Origin of the sequence: Nocardia sp. NPDC004654 (assembly GCF_040609595.1) — a bacterium.
GTDB lineage: Bacteria > Actinomycetota > Actinomycetes > Mycobacteriales > Mycobacteriaceae > Nocardia.
Genome location: NZ_JBEXKI010000004.1, coordinates 166472 through 180387, shown reverse-complemented (window position 1 = coordinate 180387; position 13916 = coordinate 166472). Strand labels below are relative to the sequence as shown.

At 66.4% G+C, this 13916-nt stretch carries 11 protein-coding genes, 1 tRNA gene and 2 pseudogenes; 11 read left to right on the top strand and 3 right to left on the bottom strand.

What is annotated here, in order from left to right; translation table 11 throughout:
• The first annotated feature begins 8 nt into the window (after positions 1–8).
• The 5 genes from ABZV58_RS15110 (at position 9) to dnaG (ending at position 6397) form a co-directional block, all read left to right on the top strand.
• Positions 9–992 carry a hypothetical protein gene (locus ABZV58_RS15110; protein WP_355000718.1) on the top strand — a complete coding sequence of 328 codons (984 nt, stop codon included), beginning with the start codon at positions 9–11 and terminating at the stop codon, positions 990–992.
• A 384-nt stretch (positions 993–1376) separates the two neighbouring features.
• Positions 1377–1997: a YdcF family protein gene (locus ABZV58_RS15105; protein ID WP_355001143.1), complete on the top strand. Its 621-nt coding sequence runs from the start codon at positions 1377–1379 to the stop codon at positions 1995–1997.
• Positions 1998–2002: 5 nt separating this feature from the next.
• A complete protein-coding gene (locus tag ABZV58_RS15100; RefSeq protein ID WP_355000717.1) occupies positions 2003–3262 on the top strand; it encodes a deoxyguanosinetriphosphate triphosphohydrolase in 1260 nt (419 codons plus the stop codon).
• A 95-nt stretch (positions 3263–3357) separates the two neighbouring features.
• The gene (locus tag ABZV58_RS15095; protein ID WP_355000716.1) at positions 3358–4437 is read left to right on the top strand and encodes a Fic family protein; all 1080 of its coding nucleotides are present in this window, start codon (positions 3358–3360) and stop codon (positions 4435–4437) included.
• A gap of 49 nt (positions 4438–4486) precedes the next feature.
• Complete coding sequence (dnaG, locus tag ABZV58_RS15090; protein ID WP_355000715.1) at positions 4487–6397, top strand: DNA primase; 1911 nt, start codon at positions 4487–4489, stop codon at positions 6395–6397.
• Positions 6398–6813: 416 nt separating this feature from the next.
• Here dnaG and ABZV58_RS15085 read toward each other — a convergent pair whose 3' ends face one another.
• Positions 6814–7059 (bottom strand): hypothetical protein, encoded by a 246-nt coding sequence (locus ABZV58_RS15085; protein WP_067787169.1) that lies wholly within the window; start codon positions 7057–7059, stop codon positions 6814–6816.
• Positions 7060–7284: 225 nt separating this feature from the next.
• On the opposite strand from ABZV58_RS15085, the gene ABZV58_RS15080 reads away from it, so the two are divergent.
• From ABZV58_RS15080 to ABZV58_RS15065, 4 genes and pseudogenes are all read left to right on the top strand, one after another.
• Positions 7285–7357, top strand: a tRNA-Asn gene (locus tag ABZV58_RS15080).
• 622 nt (positions 7358–7979) lie between these two features.
• Positions 7980–8161: pseudogene (locus tag ABZV58_RS15075) on the top strand (DUF1918 domain-containing protein).
• Between the two features lie 221 nt (positions 8162–8382).
• Entirely contained in the window at positions 8383–8568 is a 186-nt protein-coding gene (locus tag ABZV58_RS15070; protein WP_355000714.1) for a hypothetical protein, read from the top strand.
• A 62-nt stretch (positions 8569–8630) separates the two neighbouring features.
• The gene (locus ABZV58_RS15065; RefSeq protein ID WP_355000713.1) at positions 8631–10907 is read left to right on the top strand and encodes an insecticidal delta-endotoxin Cry8Ea1 family protein; all 2277 of its coding nucleotides are present in this window, start codon (positions 8631–8633) and stop codon (positions 10905–10907) included.
• 258 nt (positions 10908–11165) lie between these two features.
• On the opposite strand, the gene ABZV58_RS15060 is transcribed toward ABZV58_RS15065, so the two are convergent.
• The gene (locus ABZV58_RS15060; RefSeq protein WP_355000712.1) at positions 11166–12026 is read right to left on the bottom strand and encodes a hypothetical protein; all 861 of its coding nucleotides are present in this window, start codon (positions 12024–12026) and stop codon (positions 11166–11168) included.
• Positions 12027–12171: 145 nt separating this feature from the next.
• Positions 12172–12408 (bottom strand): hypothetical protein, encoded by a 237-nt coding sequence (locus tag ABZV58_RS15055; RefSeq protein ID WP_355000711.1) that lies wholly within the window; start codon positions 12406–12408, stop codon positions 12172–12174.
• A 197-nt stretch (positions 12409–12605) separates the two neighbouring features.
• Here ABZV58_RS15055 and ABZV58_RS15050 point away from each other — a divergent pair.
• Both ABZV58_RS15050 and ABZV58_RS15045 read left to right on the top strand, forming a co-directional pair.
• Positions 12606–13028: pseudogene (locus tag ABZV58_RS15050) on the top strand (poly(3-hydroxyalkanoate) polymerase); the annotation flags it as partial.
• Positions 13012–13905: an alpha/beta fold hydrolase gene (locus ABZV58_RS15045; RefSeq protein ID WP_355001142.1), complete on the top strand. Its 894-nt coding sequence runs from the start codon at positions 13012–13014 to the stop codon at positions 13903–13905. The pseudogene ABZV58_RS15050 and the gene ABZV58_RS15045, both read left to right, overlap by 17 nt.
• Positions 13906–13916 lie beyond the last annotated feature (11 nt).

Genomic DNA, 13916 nt, shown 5'->3' with positions numbered 1-13916 from the left:
GCGAGACGATGACCGATCTGCTGACCCGCGGCCAGCTGGAGATGCTGGCGCAGACGCTGGACGCCGACCCCGCCGACCTCGCGAGCCTCACCCGGCTCGGTGCGCAGAACCTGCGCGAGTTACGCGAGCGAATCTCCGACCGGCTCTTCGACGCGCACGCGGCCACTTTCGCGAGGGTGAGCAAACTCGCACCGCTGGTGCCCAATGCGCTCGCCGCCAAGGTGGTGCTGAAAGCCGTGCCCGCCGAGGTCGGCGGCCGCGCGGGGGGAGCTGTCGGGGTCGATCACCCGGACCGGGCCGCCGGGCTGCTCGGCGAACTCACGCCCGAGTACATGGCCGACGCCGCGCCCTATCTCGATCCGAGGGCCATCCCGGTGCTCGCCCCTCGGATGCCCGCTGAGGTGCTGGTGCCCGCCGCGAACGAGCTGCTGCGCCGCCGTGACTACGTCACCTCCGCGCGTTTCGTCGAGCACGCCACCGACGAATTGATCCGTGGTTTCGAGCGCGGCATCGCCGACGACGAGGGGCTGTTGCGCACCGCGGCGCTGACGCCCTCGGCCGACCGGCTCAACGACGTCGTCCGGGTGTTGTCCGCCGAGCGCCGCAGCGCCATCGTCCATGCGGCGTCGGCGAGTTCGGACGAGACGTTGATCGCCGGTATCTCGGTGCTGTCCCGGCTGGAGCCCGGCTTGCGCCGCGAACTGGGCGGAGAGTTCCTCGACGGACTCGACGAGGCGGGACTCGATCGGCTGTTCACCGTCGCCATCGAAGGCGAAGCGGTGGTCGAACTGATGACCGTGCTGTCCGCGGTGGACGAACGCCATCTGCCGCCGGTGGCCGCGCGGTTGAGCAGCGGCGACGGCACGGTGGTCGGCGCACTGCTCGACCAGGCGACGACCCCGGCGGCCCGGCGCGCGCTGCAGGCCATCGGCGCGCTGCTCGAGCCGCCGGTGCGGGATCGCCTCACCGAGCTTTCCAGCCACAGCGAGTAGGTCGTCGGCGTGCGGTTTCGACTCCTTGTCGAGCCGGACTCTCCATGCCCGCCGCCGACCCGAGAGTGAGTCCGCGCACTCGGAAACGCCTCCGTGCGATACCTCACTGGGCTGCGGCGTGTTCGCCACATGCCGTGGCCGAGGTGCCCGCGAGCCGAGTCGCCCGTCCGGCCAGCGGTCGACGCGGCCCGCGGGCGATCCCGGTCGGATCAGTCACGCGCGGGCGCCGGAACACAATTCGACGTCGGCGCGGCCACGGCGTGCGCGCAGCTCCGCGCTGTCGCGGGGTCACCTGGCACACTTGGTTGGGTGATTTCGGCACCCCAGCGCAGCACACCGGCCTCGGCGCACGAATCCGGCCTCGCGCGCGGGGTCGGCGCCGGGATGCTGCGCTGGACACGGAGGATCCTGATCGCCGCGGTGCTGACGGCCCTCGTGCTGATCGGCGGCACGGCTTTTCGGGTTTGGCAGGTCGCGCGGATCGACGACTACACCAAGGCCGACGCGATCGTCGTGCTCGGCGCCGCACAGTATTCCGGCACGCCGTCCTCGGTGTTCGAGGCCCGTCTCGACCAGGCGTATCGGCTGTTCCAGGCCGGAGTCGCGCCGCGCGTGATCACCGTCGGCGGCAAGCAGGAGGGCGATCTCTACACCGAGGCCGCCTCCGGCAAGAACTATCTGCAGCGGCGCGGCGTACCGGCCGACCGGATCCTGGCCGTCGAGACCGGGTCGGACACGCTGCGCAGCGTCGAGGCGGTCGCACTGGCCATGAAGGCGCGCGACATGTCGTCGGCCGTGCTGGTCAGCGACCCGTGGCACTCACTGCGCACCCGCACCATGGCGCGCGACGCCGGGCTGCACGCCTGGACCGCCCCGACCCGCACCGGCCCCGCCGTCTACACCCGCGAATCCCAGGCCCACGGCATCGCCAGGGAGACCTTCGCGCTGCTGTGGTACCAGCTGACGCACTTCTCCGCCGACTTCTCCTACACCGCCGGACAGTGACGCCGATGGACAGCTACACCGATCACGACCGGGAACGGATGGCCGCCGAGGGCACCAAGACCGCGGGCCTCGCCCCGCCGCGCAGCGAATTCGAGAACGGCCACCGCACCGAGTTCGCCCGCGACCGGGCGCGCGTCCTGCACTCCGCGGCGCTTCGCAGGCTCGCCGACAAGACCCAGGTGATGGGCCCGCGTGACGGCGACACCCCGCGCACCCGGCTGACGCACTCGCTGGAGGTCGCCCAGATCGGCCGCAGCATCGCCGACGGATTGCGCTGCGACCCCGACCTGGTCGACCTGGCCGGACTCGCCCACGACATCGGTCACCCGCCCTACGGCCACAACGGCGAGAAGGCTCTCGACCAGTTCGCCGACCGGCACGGCGGTTTCGAGGGCAACGCCCAGAACCTGCGCATCCTGACCCGGCTCGAACCCAAGGTGCTCACCCCCGACGGCGCCAGCGCCGGGCTGAACCTCACCCGCGCCGCCCTCGACGCGGCGATCAAATACCCGTGGGGCAGAACGGGTTCCGGCACCAAGTTCGGCGCCTACGACGTCGACGTGGATCGGCTGGCCTGGATACGCAAGGGCGCGCCCGACCGCAGGCGCAGCCTGGAATGCCAGATCATGGACTGGTCCGACGACGTCGCCTACTCGGTGCACGACGTCGAGGACGGCATCATCGCGGGCCGCATCGACTTGCGCGCCCTCGCCGACCCCTCCGAACAGCGGGAACTGGCACGCATGGGCCTCGCCCAGCACCCCACTCTCACCGTCGACGACCTCGTCCAGGCTGCCCAGCGACTGTCCGAACTACCGGTGGTCGCCGCGGTCTTCCGCTACGACGGCACCCTCACCGCCTCGGTCGCGCTGAAACGTCTCACCAGCGAGCTCGTCGGTCGCTTCGCCACGGCCGCCATCATGGCCACCCGCACCGTCGCGGGCGGCGAGCCGCTGTCCCGCTACGCCGCCGACCTCGAGATCCCGCCCGTCGCCGCCGCCGAAGTCGCCATGCTCAAGACCGTCGCCCTGCGCTACGTCATGTCCGACCCGGACCACCGCCGCAGGCAGGCCGCCCAGCGCGAACGCATCCTCGCCGTAGCCACCCGCCTGCACGCCGAAGCCCCCCGCCACCTCGACCCCCAACTCCTCCCGTGGTGGGACGCCGCCACCACCCCCACCGCCCAGATCCGCGTCGTCGTCGACCAGATCGCCTCCTACACCGAAAGCCGCCTCGAACGCCTCGCCACCTACTTCGGCGTTTGACGTAATCATTACGTCATTACATCATTGAATGTGTGCTGTTCCCTACGCCTGCGTTGACTAGCCACGACCTGGAGATCTTGAGCCAGGTCGACGACATGCGCGAGAAACTTCGGCACCAGTTGCTCGGAGCTCCAACCAAGTGGACGGGCGGACTGCGGAAGTTCCTCACCGCCGACGCGGTAGCGGCATCGAACTCGATCGAAGGATTCCGGGTTTCCACGGTCGATGTCGAAGACCTGATGGCGGGTGAGCGCGATGTCGACGTCTCCGACGAGAATCGCGCCGAGACCCTGGCCTATCAGCAGATGATGACCTACATCCAAACGCTGCACGATGTCGGTGATTTCGCCTACAGCAAGGGCTTGCTGAACGGACTGCACTGGATGCTGCAAGGGCATCGCCACACGGCGCGTAAACCCGCCGGGCAATGGCGTCGCGGACCGGTCTACGTCACCGACCCCCGCGACCCGAGCATCGCGGCTTACACGGCGCCCGACGCCGAGAAGGTTCCGGCTCTGATCTCCGAACTCGTCCACTGGCTCAACACCGACGAGGACTCCCACCCTCTGGTCCGCGCCGCGATGGCGCACCTGCACCTTGTCTCCATCCATCCCTGGGCCGACGGGAATGGGCGCATGTCGCGCTCGCTGCAGACACTGATGATCGCCCGCGACGGCGTGCTGGCTTCGGAGTTCTCCTCGATCGAGGCGTGGCTCGGCCGTCCCGGCAACACCTGGGAGTACTACCGCGAACTCGCGGCGCGCGGCAGCGAGTACCAGCCGAGTCAGGACGTAGGGGACTGGATTCGCTTCAACCTCACCGCCTATCACCAGCAGGCGCAGACCGTGCATCTGCGATTCGAGCGGTCCGGACGCGTGTGGACCGAACTGGCCGAGTTCGCCCGCGGCCTCCGGATGGACGAACGGGTGGTCAGCGCCCTGCACGATGTCGCGCTGTCCGGGCGGGTGCGGCGTTCCCGTTACGAGCAGGCGGAAGGCTTGAACATGCAGCAGGCGCAGCGAGATCTGCGCGATCTGACGACCGCGGGAGTGCTGGAACCTGTCGGGCGAACACGCGCACGTTATTACGTGGCAGGGCCGCGCTTCCCCGAACCGGTGCTCGATATCGCCCGCACGCCGATGACCCTGACCGACCCGTACCGCGCGCTGGGCTGACAGCAGATGCCGGTGCCTCGAGCGCGGCCGGACTGGCTAGACTCGTCGCGTGGCCGGACGACTCCCTGATCGCGATATCGCGGCAATACGCGAACGCGTCCGGATCGAAGACGTGGTGGGGGAGTACGTAGCGCTCAAGCGGGCGGGCGCGGACTCCATGAAGGGGCTGTGTCCGTTCCACGACGAGAAGTCGCCGTCGTTCCACGTGCGGCCCAACCACGGTCTTTTCCACTGCTTCGGCTGCGGTGAGGGCGGGGACGTCTACAAGTTCCTGCAGAAGATCGAGCACATCGGCTTCGTCGAGGCCGTCGAGCAGATGGCCGACCGGATCGGCTACCAGATCAACTACGAGGGCGGCGGCACCTCGGTGCAGCGCGACCGCGGCACCCGTGCCCGCCTCGTCGCCGCCAACGCCGCCGCGCACGAGTTCTACATGGCCCGGCTGCGCGAGCCGGAGGCCGAGGCGGCGCGCAAGTTCCTCACCGACCGCAGCTTCGACGGCAACGCCGCCCTGCAGTTCGGCTGCGGCTACGCACCGGACGGCTGGGACACGCTCACCAAGTACCTGCTCCGCAAGGGTTTCGATTTCAAGGAGCTGGAGGCGGCGGGCCTGTCCAAGCAGGGCAAGCGCGGCCCCATCGACCGCTTCCACCGCCGCCTGCTCTGGCCGATCCGCAACCTCGGCGGCGAGGTCATCGGCTTCGGCGCCCGCAAGCTCTTCGACGACGACACCATGCCCGGCAAGTACGTGAACACGCCGGAAACGTTGCTGTACAAGAAGTCTCAGGTGCTGTTCGGCCTCGATCACGCCAAGCGCGAGATCGCCAAGGGTCGCCAGGCCGTCGTCGTCGAGGGCTACACCGACGTGATGGCCATGCACCTGGCGGGCGTGAAGACCGCCGTCGCGTCCTGTGGCACCGCCTTCGGCGACGAACACATGGCGATCCTGCGCCGCCTGCTGATGGACGACAACTTCTGGCGCGGCGAGATCATCTACACCTTCGACGGCGACGCGGCGGGCCAGGCGGCCGCGCTGAAGGCCTTCGCGGGCGACCAGAAGCTCGCGGGCCAGACCTACATCGCCATCGCCCCCGACGGTCAGGATCCGTGTGAGCTACGTCAGCGCTCCGGCGACGGCGCGGTCCGCGATCTGATCGCGCGGCGAACCCCGTTGTACGAGTTCGTGATTCGCGGTCTGCTCGCCGAACACAACCTGGACCAGGTCGAGGGCCAGGTGGAGGCGCTGCGGCGCGCGGTCCCCGTGGTCGCGCAGATCAAGGACAACGCGACCCGCAAGGCCTACGCCACCCGCCTCGCGGGCTGGGTCGGCTGGGACGACATCCAGACCGTGGTGCGCCGCGTCGGCGAGGAAGCCAAACGCAACCGGCTCGGCGGTCCCCGTCGAGCCGAGACCCCCGCGCCGAGCACCAAGGTCACCGAACACCCCGCCGCCCGCCCCAACCCGAACGACCCGACGCTGCTGCCGCAACGCCAAGTCCTGTGCGCCGCTTTGCAATACCCAGCGATCGCGGGCACGGTCTTCGACTCGTTGGAGACCGAAGCGTTCACCCATCCCGCCTACGTCGCGGTGCGCACCATGATCGCCGACGCGGGTGGCGCGTCCGCCGGGTTGAGCGGCGCGGAATGGGTCAACGCCGTCAGCGACACCGCCGACGACCTCACCATGCGGGCCCTGGTCTCCGAACTCGCCAACGCGCCGTTGCCGGTGAAATCCGTCGACGACATCCCGCGCTTCATCACCGGCGTGCTCGCCCGCGCTCAGGAGGCGTGGGTCGGCCGTCAGATCGCGACGCTCAAGTCCAAGCTGCAGCGGCTCTCCGCGACCGAGCAGCCCGACGCGTATATGGCGCTGTTCGGGGATCTGGTTGCGCTGGAGCAGTATCGGAAGAGTCTGGAGGCCCAAGCGATGGGCAACTCCGACGATTTCGCACCTGCCTGAGGGGCGCTGGACCGGTCGGTGTGCCGGTTTCCGGCGAGATTGCTTCCTGACGCGGCTGAGCGTCGTCCGGACCGCGTCCGTGGGGCGACTGAGGTTGCTCGGCGCATGACCGAGCATGGCCGTGCTTGCCGCGCCTACCGAAGCGCTGGCCCTGGTGCGGATAGGAGGGGTAGCCGCTCTGCTCTTGCGGATACGCGCCGCCGTAACGCGACTGTCCGTATGCGGCTGGGCCGAAAGGTAGTCGGCCTTACCGCTGGCGGACCGGGTCGCCCGGCGGCGCGGCCGCGGCCCGGTCGGGATTCGCCGGGCGGAGCGACTGTGGATCGCTCAGCGGCGCAACCTGGTTGGTTCCCCGAGCGGCGCCAGCTCACGGCGCTGCGAGGCGCTGAGCCGGTAGCTCCCGCGCCCGGAGTAGCTCAGCGGCGCAGCTGATCGTGCGGCACCAGCACGGTGGTGCGCTCGTCCAACGGCACCATCGGCTCCAACTGTGGGCGCGTGCTCAACTTGTCCGACAGCTTCTGCCGCCCCACCTGCACCAGCTTGCGGGTCACCGGGCTCGAGGTGACGGCGCGGGTCGCCGCGCTGATCTGCTCGTAGCGAGCCCGCCCGGCCTTACTGCCGAGCACATAACCGGCCGCGACGCCGATGATCAACCGCAGCATTCCTCTGAGCTCCTCCCAATCGCCTGTGCGCGCGGCTACCATCCTGCCCGACGCCACGTCCACCTGTCGATCCGGATCCGAGTTACCCCTGGGACAACTGTGACCCCACCCGTCCCACATGCACCCCCGCATCACCCCAGGTAGAAGCGCGATTTGGGAACCCGCCCAGCTATACGCTAAAGTTTCTCCTCGGCCCGCCCAGTACGGGAGAGCCACCCAGGATAGTCCCCTATAGCTCAATTGGCAGAGCAGCCGACTGTTAATCGGCAGGTTTCTGGTTCGAGTCCAGATGGGGGAGCCGAGAACGGCCCCTGACCAGCGCTTAGCGTACATGGTTGGGGGCCGATTTCGTTTCCGGACCGCGAAACGCGCCAAAAGTCTGCCAAAAAGTCGCGACCTCTGCGTCTACGTCGCTGTTCTGTTCAGGGCGACAGAGCCCCGCTGATGGCACGTTGTGGGTCGCGGCCGCCGCCTCGGGTCTTGTCGCCTAGAGCGCGAGCGCCGCGCGTTCGATGTGGAAGCCAACCTGGAGGCGACTGCACTCCATGCAACAGGCTCCCTGCCGCCACTCCACCTAGGTGTCAGGCGGCTGGAAAGCCACTGTGAGGGAGGCGTGCCCCTGGCCTCACCGGCCGCTCAGCGCGACGTTCCTCCTGGATGAGCCTCAACCCCCGGCAAGATGCGGAGCACGGCAGGTAATCCTTGACCCCGGCGTAGGGACCGGTGCGGGCGCGGCGGGGGGCCGCGATACTGTAGCGGCGCAGTGTCAGCGCCGGTGCTGCCAGGCCCGGCGGGCCGCCCCGGATCGCCGCCGCACCGATGTACGTTCGAAACCGGATTCGTGGCGCTGATCGCTCATACTTGGTGCCGTAGTGACTGCTCGGCTGGTGCACAACAACGGCGCAGAGGGAGGTTGCTCGATGCAGGCGAACGTCGGAGACCAACTGGTTCTACGCAGCCGCAATGGGGGCATGAACGATCGGACGGGGGAGATCATCGAGATCCGGGGAGCCAACAGCGCACCCCCGTATTTGTGCGGTTCGAGGATGGGCACGAAGGCTTGATCTATCCCGGACCCGATTGTCTGATCAGACCGAACTGACACCGATGGCCGCCCGCGCCGGGCGGCCGCACCCTCGGACAGGTTCCGTAGGGTCGCCGTCTATGACCGATATCAGTTCGGTGACCGCCCTCTCGCGGGCGGCGTTCGGCGATCCGGGCGCGCACGCGGTGAGTCCGTAACAGCCCTACCGTGCACGCCCCTACCACTCGACTACTGGACCGGCGCCGAGCACGTCCTGGAACTGATATCTGCCACACCCGGTGTCCGCCGGGTCGTCTCCCGACGGGCTGCACCCGACCCGCGCCGAGGTCATCCGCGCGACATATCTGCACATCCTCGGCCTGGAGGCGATCACGGGCGAGGCGATGCACTGCCGCTGTTCGACCGGCACGCCGGTGTCGCGTAGCGGCTGGGGTGTTATCCACGACCAGCGGACCCGCCCGTGAGCAAGCCGCGATACACCGGCGCCGTCGACATGTTCCTTGCACATTCCACGGAGGAGTTTTCGATGTCCGAAACCGATGAGCATCCGACGTATCCACCGCAGCGTTCGAGCGGAGGTGCGGTTGCAGCTGATGAAAAGGAACTGCAAGACGTTCGAACCGAAGCCGCACCAACCTTAGGGATAAGCGAAGAACAATTTTTGGCCGGGATTTTCTGGGCCAATAAACAGGCAATCTGCATGGGGCTTGGGTTTGTGCCGGTAATAGGCGGCATCCTGGGTTCAGCCGTCGGAATGCTTATGGATGCGATAAATCCGGGCAATCAAGAGGAGGAGAAAGAGAAACACGAAGCCCTTATCCGGCTGATACGAGAGGTCACCAAGCAAGAGATCCAGGTCTTCTACAACGAATCCGCCGAGAAGATTCTGGAAGGTACGCATAGGAGCGTCAACTACTATCGGAAATATGCCAAGCAGTACGGAACAGATGCCTGGGATGTGCGGCGCACCAACGAGGAACTGAACGGCGCGATCCGCTATCTCAACAACCGTATCCCCGATCTCACGGTAGGGCAGTATCGTTTCGATGCACTTACTTACTTTGCCATGGCGGCGAACATGCACCTGATGCTACTGCGCGAAAAGCTCAAGTTCGCCAAGATACTCGAAATCTCCGAAGGAGATATCGCAGTAACGAAGAGTGAACTCAAAGAGGGTATCAAGAAATACGTCGACTATGTTCGGAAAACCTATGACGAGGGCCAGAAGCGCCCCATGCCGCACTGGAGCTGCAATGTCGGCTACTCGCGCATCATGTACCTTGGCGCCTACGAATTCACCCTCCTCTGGCCATACATGGAGGATCCCGACTGGAAACCCATCGACATACCCCGGGAAATCGAGCTCCACTTCGGCCCGTTCGGCTACGACCAAAGTACGGATTTCCGCCGATGGATAGACTCGAACTGGCCAGGCCCCAAAAGGCCGCAAACCAGCGAATCTCTACGGTGGTTGGAAATCGGTGCAGATTTTGGAACGAGAACAGTCGGTTCATGGGGCTCATCCCGGACCGTTGAATATTCACTGATCAACCAATGTACCTACAACGGAAATAACACTTCGGGAACGGGCAGAAGAGTGAATCGTCGAACCCCCGCGCGGCCGCCGTGGCAAAAGAAAGAATCATTCTTCCCTACTCCAGTCCTTGTCCCTTTCTATATCGCCGACCTCACACTCTACTGTTCGAAACCTCAATCCCGGGGGGGACCCTTCGATACCCGCTTTCACCGTGTGGATGTTGAAGATTCGTCAGGCAATAAAGATTCTATCGGCATCCGCGAGGATGAAGATACCAAACTCGAATGCAGCATTCCCGGTTTCGCCCTTTCTCAGTTGCGGATCCTGAGTCAGAATTCCCTCGGGCAGGCGAACTGCATGATGGCCAGTTTCAAACCGGCCCCATGGAATGATACTTTCAATTCCTTCAACATCCGGCCAAAGTTGGTGTCCGGGCAGGCGTACCACGTCATCGACGCCGACAGTGGCGGCTTTCTGGATGTGGATCACTACACGCTGACCAGTAGTCCACGGCCGGTGGTGCGTGAGGTCGCAGGCTCCCGTAGTCGTGACTGGGTCATCGACGCAACCGAGGACGGCGGGTGGGTCCTGGTCAACGCCTACAGTGGGCAGCGGCTGCAATACAGCCCCGATGGCCTGCGCCTCGTCGACGCGGACGAGCCCGCGACCGACGACAACGTGTGGGACTTGCATCCGAACCCGGCCTCGGACACCGGCAACGGCACCGATCCCGACGGCACCGACGGCACCGACGGCACCTGGATGATGGGCTGCCGCAGCCAAGGTCGCGACCACTACGCCACGGTGGCCGACGACACCCTGGTCGAGGGCCAGTCCGATCGAGTCCAGGCGACCCGGTGGGTACTCGTGCCCGCGCCGGTCCTCGGCGACGGGCTCGTCAATCAACTGCCGTCGCTGTGGATGGACCCGTCCCCACTCGGATACTCCGCCACCACAGAATTCGTCCTGCACAACCCCACCGCCGCGGAAGTAATCCCGGGCCCGTGGACCCTGCGGCTGATGCTGCCTGCCGAAACCGGCGACGGGCTCATTTTCGACAGCGACGACGGACTCGAACTCACTCACACCACCGCCGACCGCGGCACCCAAGCCACGATCACCGCCGCCACACCCCCGGCCCCCGGTGAAACGATCACTTTCACCCTCACATCCACCAGCGGACACATCGCACCCACCGACATCACCCTCGACAATCACCTCCTACTCACCAACGACGATCTCACCACCAACCCCACCACGCTCTAGACCACCGGCCCGACACCCAAACCCCGTCGACAGAACCACCGTCAGCGAGATCCAGTGCCCGACGAGTTCCTCCACGGGCACTGGATCTGGCACGGCGATCGTCCCCCGTGGCGCCGGAAGTGACCGACGTGCCGACTCCTCCGCGGCCCCCGCGTGGCTGTGGAAACTGTGGACGAGAACCGACCGGGGCGGGGCCCCGCCCCGGAGTGGCTCGATCACGCCACAGGCCACGGGCTCGATGCCGACGCAGCGATACCGCTACGGATACTGAACAGCCACCACCCGGCTGCCCCCTTCGGGAGCGGAGGGGCACGTCCATATTCGGAATTCGGAACCGGAACTACTCGCAGCGCGAGATCGACGTTGCCCAGGCCGCTGCACCGGGTGCCCGATACCGCTATGGGCGGGGTCGCGGTACCAGGCCGCGGCGGTCAGCCGAAGACCTCTGCCCGGCCTTCCCTCGGCACTGCTGCCCGCCCGGCCGATTCCGTCCCCGGTATCGGGGTTGTCGGGGTCGACGAACTCGACCGGTTCGTGCAGGTGGAAAATTTCACCGCGTGCAGGGAACTGGGTGAGCTGCGCGGTCAGAATCATCAGGACCTTAGCGTGCAGCACGACCGGCCCCTTTACCGGGCCGTCGATGGTTACGGCGTCGTCGAGGAAGTCCTTCTCCTCGTACCGCGGCGGGTTCTGCTGGGTGCGCATCACCGTGCTGCGCGCGTCGGCATCGACATCGTTCTGTTCGAGGGTGCCGTCTTCCTCGATCTCCGACATCATCCTGAATTCGACGGTGCGCAGTCGCACACTGTTGAGAGGATCGTCGGGATATTCTTCGATGCGTTGTTTGATCCCACCCTTGAACGTGACGGTGTAGGTCTGGCCGCCGTACTCGAACTTGCTGTCGACAGCGAGCATCGAACTGGGGATCTCCGAACCGATGGGCGGCGGAAACCCGGCTGAGCTTGGGCCACTCCGGAACCGGTCGGGCACAACGCCACCGCCGCATAAGCCGCCGTAGCCGCGACCACTCGACGCCACCCCGACGCGGCGGAGACCCAGCGCTGAGCAGATTTCGGACCGTTCAGCGACAACTTCGTTCTCGCTGATGAAGCCGGACATCACTGACTGACCTGCCTGTATTCGCGGCCGGCGCCGATTCCAGAGGGCGACAGCGCAGCGACCAGGCCCCCGAAGTTTTCCATGGCCTCGGGCCATTGACGCGCCCACACCGGGAGCACCGCAGAAGCGGTCACAGCGCTAAAGGTCAGTCCTCAGGAGTGGCCGACACGAATAGCGCATGGATCGAATAACTACCCTCCACCAGTTTTGCCGGAACAACTACCGGGGCGGATTTCGTCTTCTCGAGATGATGGCGCACTCGCGTGCCCGGTTTACCGTTCGGGGCACGGATCGCGGCCGAAGCTCGCATCGATTCGATGGCAGCCGGCAACGTCGCCAGAGCCGACTGCTCGCGATCCTGACCTGCAGCCTCGACGACCATCGCTGCTCGGCAGGTTCCGGATCGGCGCTCTACCACCGATCCCAGTACCTGACAACGACAATGAACAGTCGGCGTCGTGCCGATAACGGGAGAACTACGATGGTCGTGCGCAATTCGCCTCTTTCCGACGAACCAACCGTGCCTCTGGTATCGGCGGCACTATCAGCAGCGGCACCGTCCGCACCCGATCGGTCACACTCGCTGCCCCGAACCAGGCGACCATGCTCGGCACCCGGATCGACCTGTCGATGCTGCCGGTCGACGCCTACGTCGTGGCGGGCATCGCCGATCACATCTCCCCGTGGCAAGCCTGCTACCGCAGCGCGCGGCTGCTCGGCAGCAAGGATCTTCGTTTCGTCCTGTCCACCAGCGGCCATATCGCGGCCTTGGTCAACCCGCCTGGCAACCCCAGGGCTTCCTACCGCATCGGGCCGGTAGACCAGATCGAACCCGACGGATGGGCCGAAAGGCATGCTACGCAGCAGGGTTCGTGGTGGCCGAACTACGTCGAATGGCTCGCCGAGCGCAGCGGTCCGGACATCGCGGCGCCGACCATGCTCGGTAGTGCCGAATTGCCGCCGCTCGCAACGGCGCCGGGGACTTATGTGCGCGAACACTGAGGGCCCCGGCGCGGAACCCTCGCGCGGCAGGACCGAACAACGCCTCGTTTCCATACTCGGACAGCAGATCCGGGTCGACGTGCGCTGGGGGACCGGTGTACCGCTCGTGTTGTGCAACGGCATCGGCGCCAGTCTGGAGGTCCTCGATCCCCTTGTCGCGCAACTCGATCCGGAAACTACCGTGGTACGGATCGACGTTCCCGGCACCGGCGGCTCGCCGAATTCGCCCTTGCCGTACGGGTTCCCGTATCTGGCTACGGTGCTCGGCCGACTGCTGCGCAAGATCGGCTTCTCCGGGCAGGTGGACATCCTCGGCTTCTCCTGGGGCGGCGCGCTGGCCCAGCAGTTCGCCTTCCAGCATCCACGCCGCTGCCGCACCATGATCCTGGTGGCCACCGGAACCGGAATCCTCATGGTTCCCGGCGATCCGCGGGCCCTGCTGAAGATGCTGACCCCACGCCGATTCCTGGATCACGAATACGCTGCCCGGATCGCCGCCGGCATCTATGGCGGCAGCGCGCGTGACGACCCACGCGTCGTGCGGCAACTGCTCGATCGCCAGCTCATGGCGGGCTCCCGCGTCGGCTACCTCCACCAGCTGCTGGCAGGCTCGGTCTGGACCAGCCTGCCCGCCCTACCGCTGATTCGCCAGCCCACCTTGATCATCGCCGGTGCCGACGATCCGATCATTCCGCTCGCCAATCCCCGCATCATGCGACGGCTGCTCCCGCACGCCGCCGTCCACCTCCACCCCGGCGGCCACGTCGACCTCATCACCAATGCCGCGGAATTGGCTCCGGTCATCGAACGCTTCCGCAGGGCGCCTCAGCGCGTCCTGGACGGAGATTGTCCGTCGTCCGACAGCATTGCCGACTGATTTACCGCCGC

Excerpts from the sequence above, each read along its gene's own strand:
- ABZV58_RS15085 (WP_067787169.1), bottom strand. The coding sequence starts at position 7,059 with ATGCTGCGGTTGATCATCGGCGTCGCGGCCGGTTATGTGCTCGGCAGT.
- ABZV58_RS15095 (WP_355000716.1), top strand. The coding sequence starts at position 3,358 with ATGCGCGAGAAACTTCGGCACCAGTTGCTCGGAGCTCCAACCAAGTGG.
- ABZV58_RS15105 (WP_355001143.1), top strand. The coding sequence starts at position 1,377 with ATGCTGCGCTGGACACGGAGGATCCTGATCGCCGCGGTGCTGACGGCC.
- ABZV58_RS15060 (WP_355000712.1), bottom strand. The coding sequence starts at position 12,026 with ATGTCCGGCTTCATCAGCGAGAACGAAGTTGTCGCTGAACGGTCCGAA.
- ABZV58_RS15110 (WP_355000718.1), top strand. The coding sequence starts at position 9 with ATGACCGATCTGCTGACCCGCGGCCAGCTGGAGATGCTGGCGCAGACG.
- ABZV58_RS15055 (WP_355000711.1), bottom strand. The coding sequence starts at position 12,408 with ATGGTCGTCGAGGCTGCAGGTCAGGATCGCGAGCAGTCGGCTCTGGCG.
- ABZV58_RS15100 (WP_355000717.1), top strand. The coding sequence starts at position 2,003 with ATGGACAGCTACACCGATCACGACCGGGAACGGATGGCCGCCGAGGGC.
- ABZV58_RS15045 (WP_355001142.1), top strand. The coding sequence starts at position 13,012 with ATGTGCGCGAACACTGAGGGCCCCGGCGCGGAACCCTCGCGCGGCAGG.
- ABZV58_RS15065 (WP_355000713.1), top strand. The coding sequence starts at position 8,631 with ATGTCCGAAACCGATGAGCATCCGACGTATCCACCGCAGCGTTCGAGC.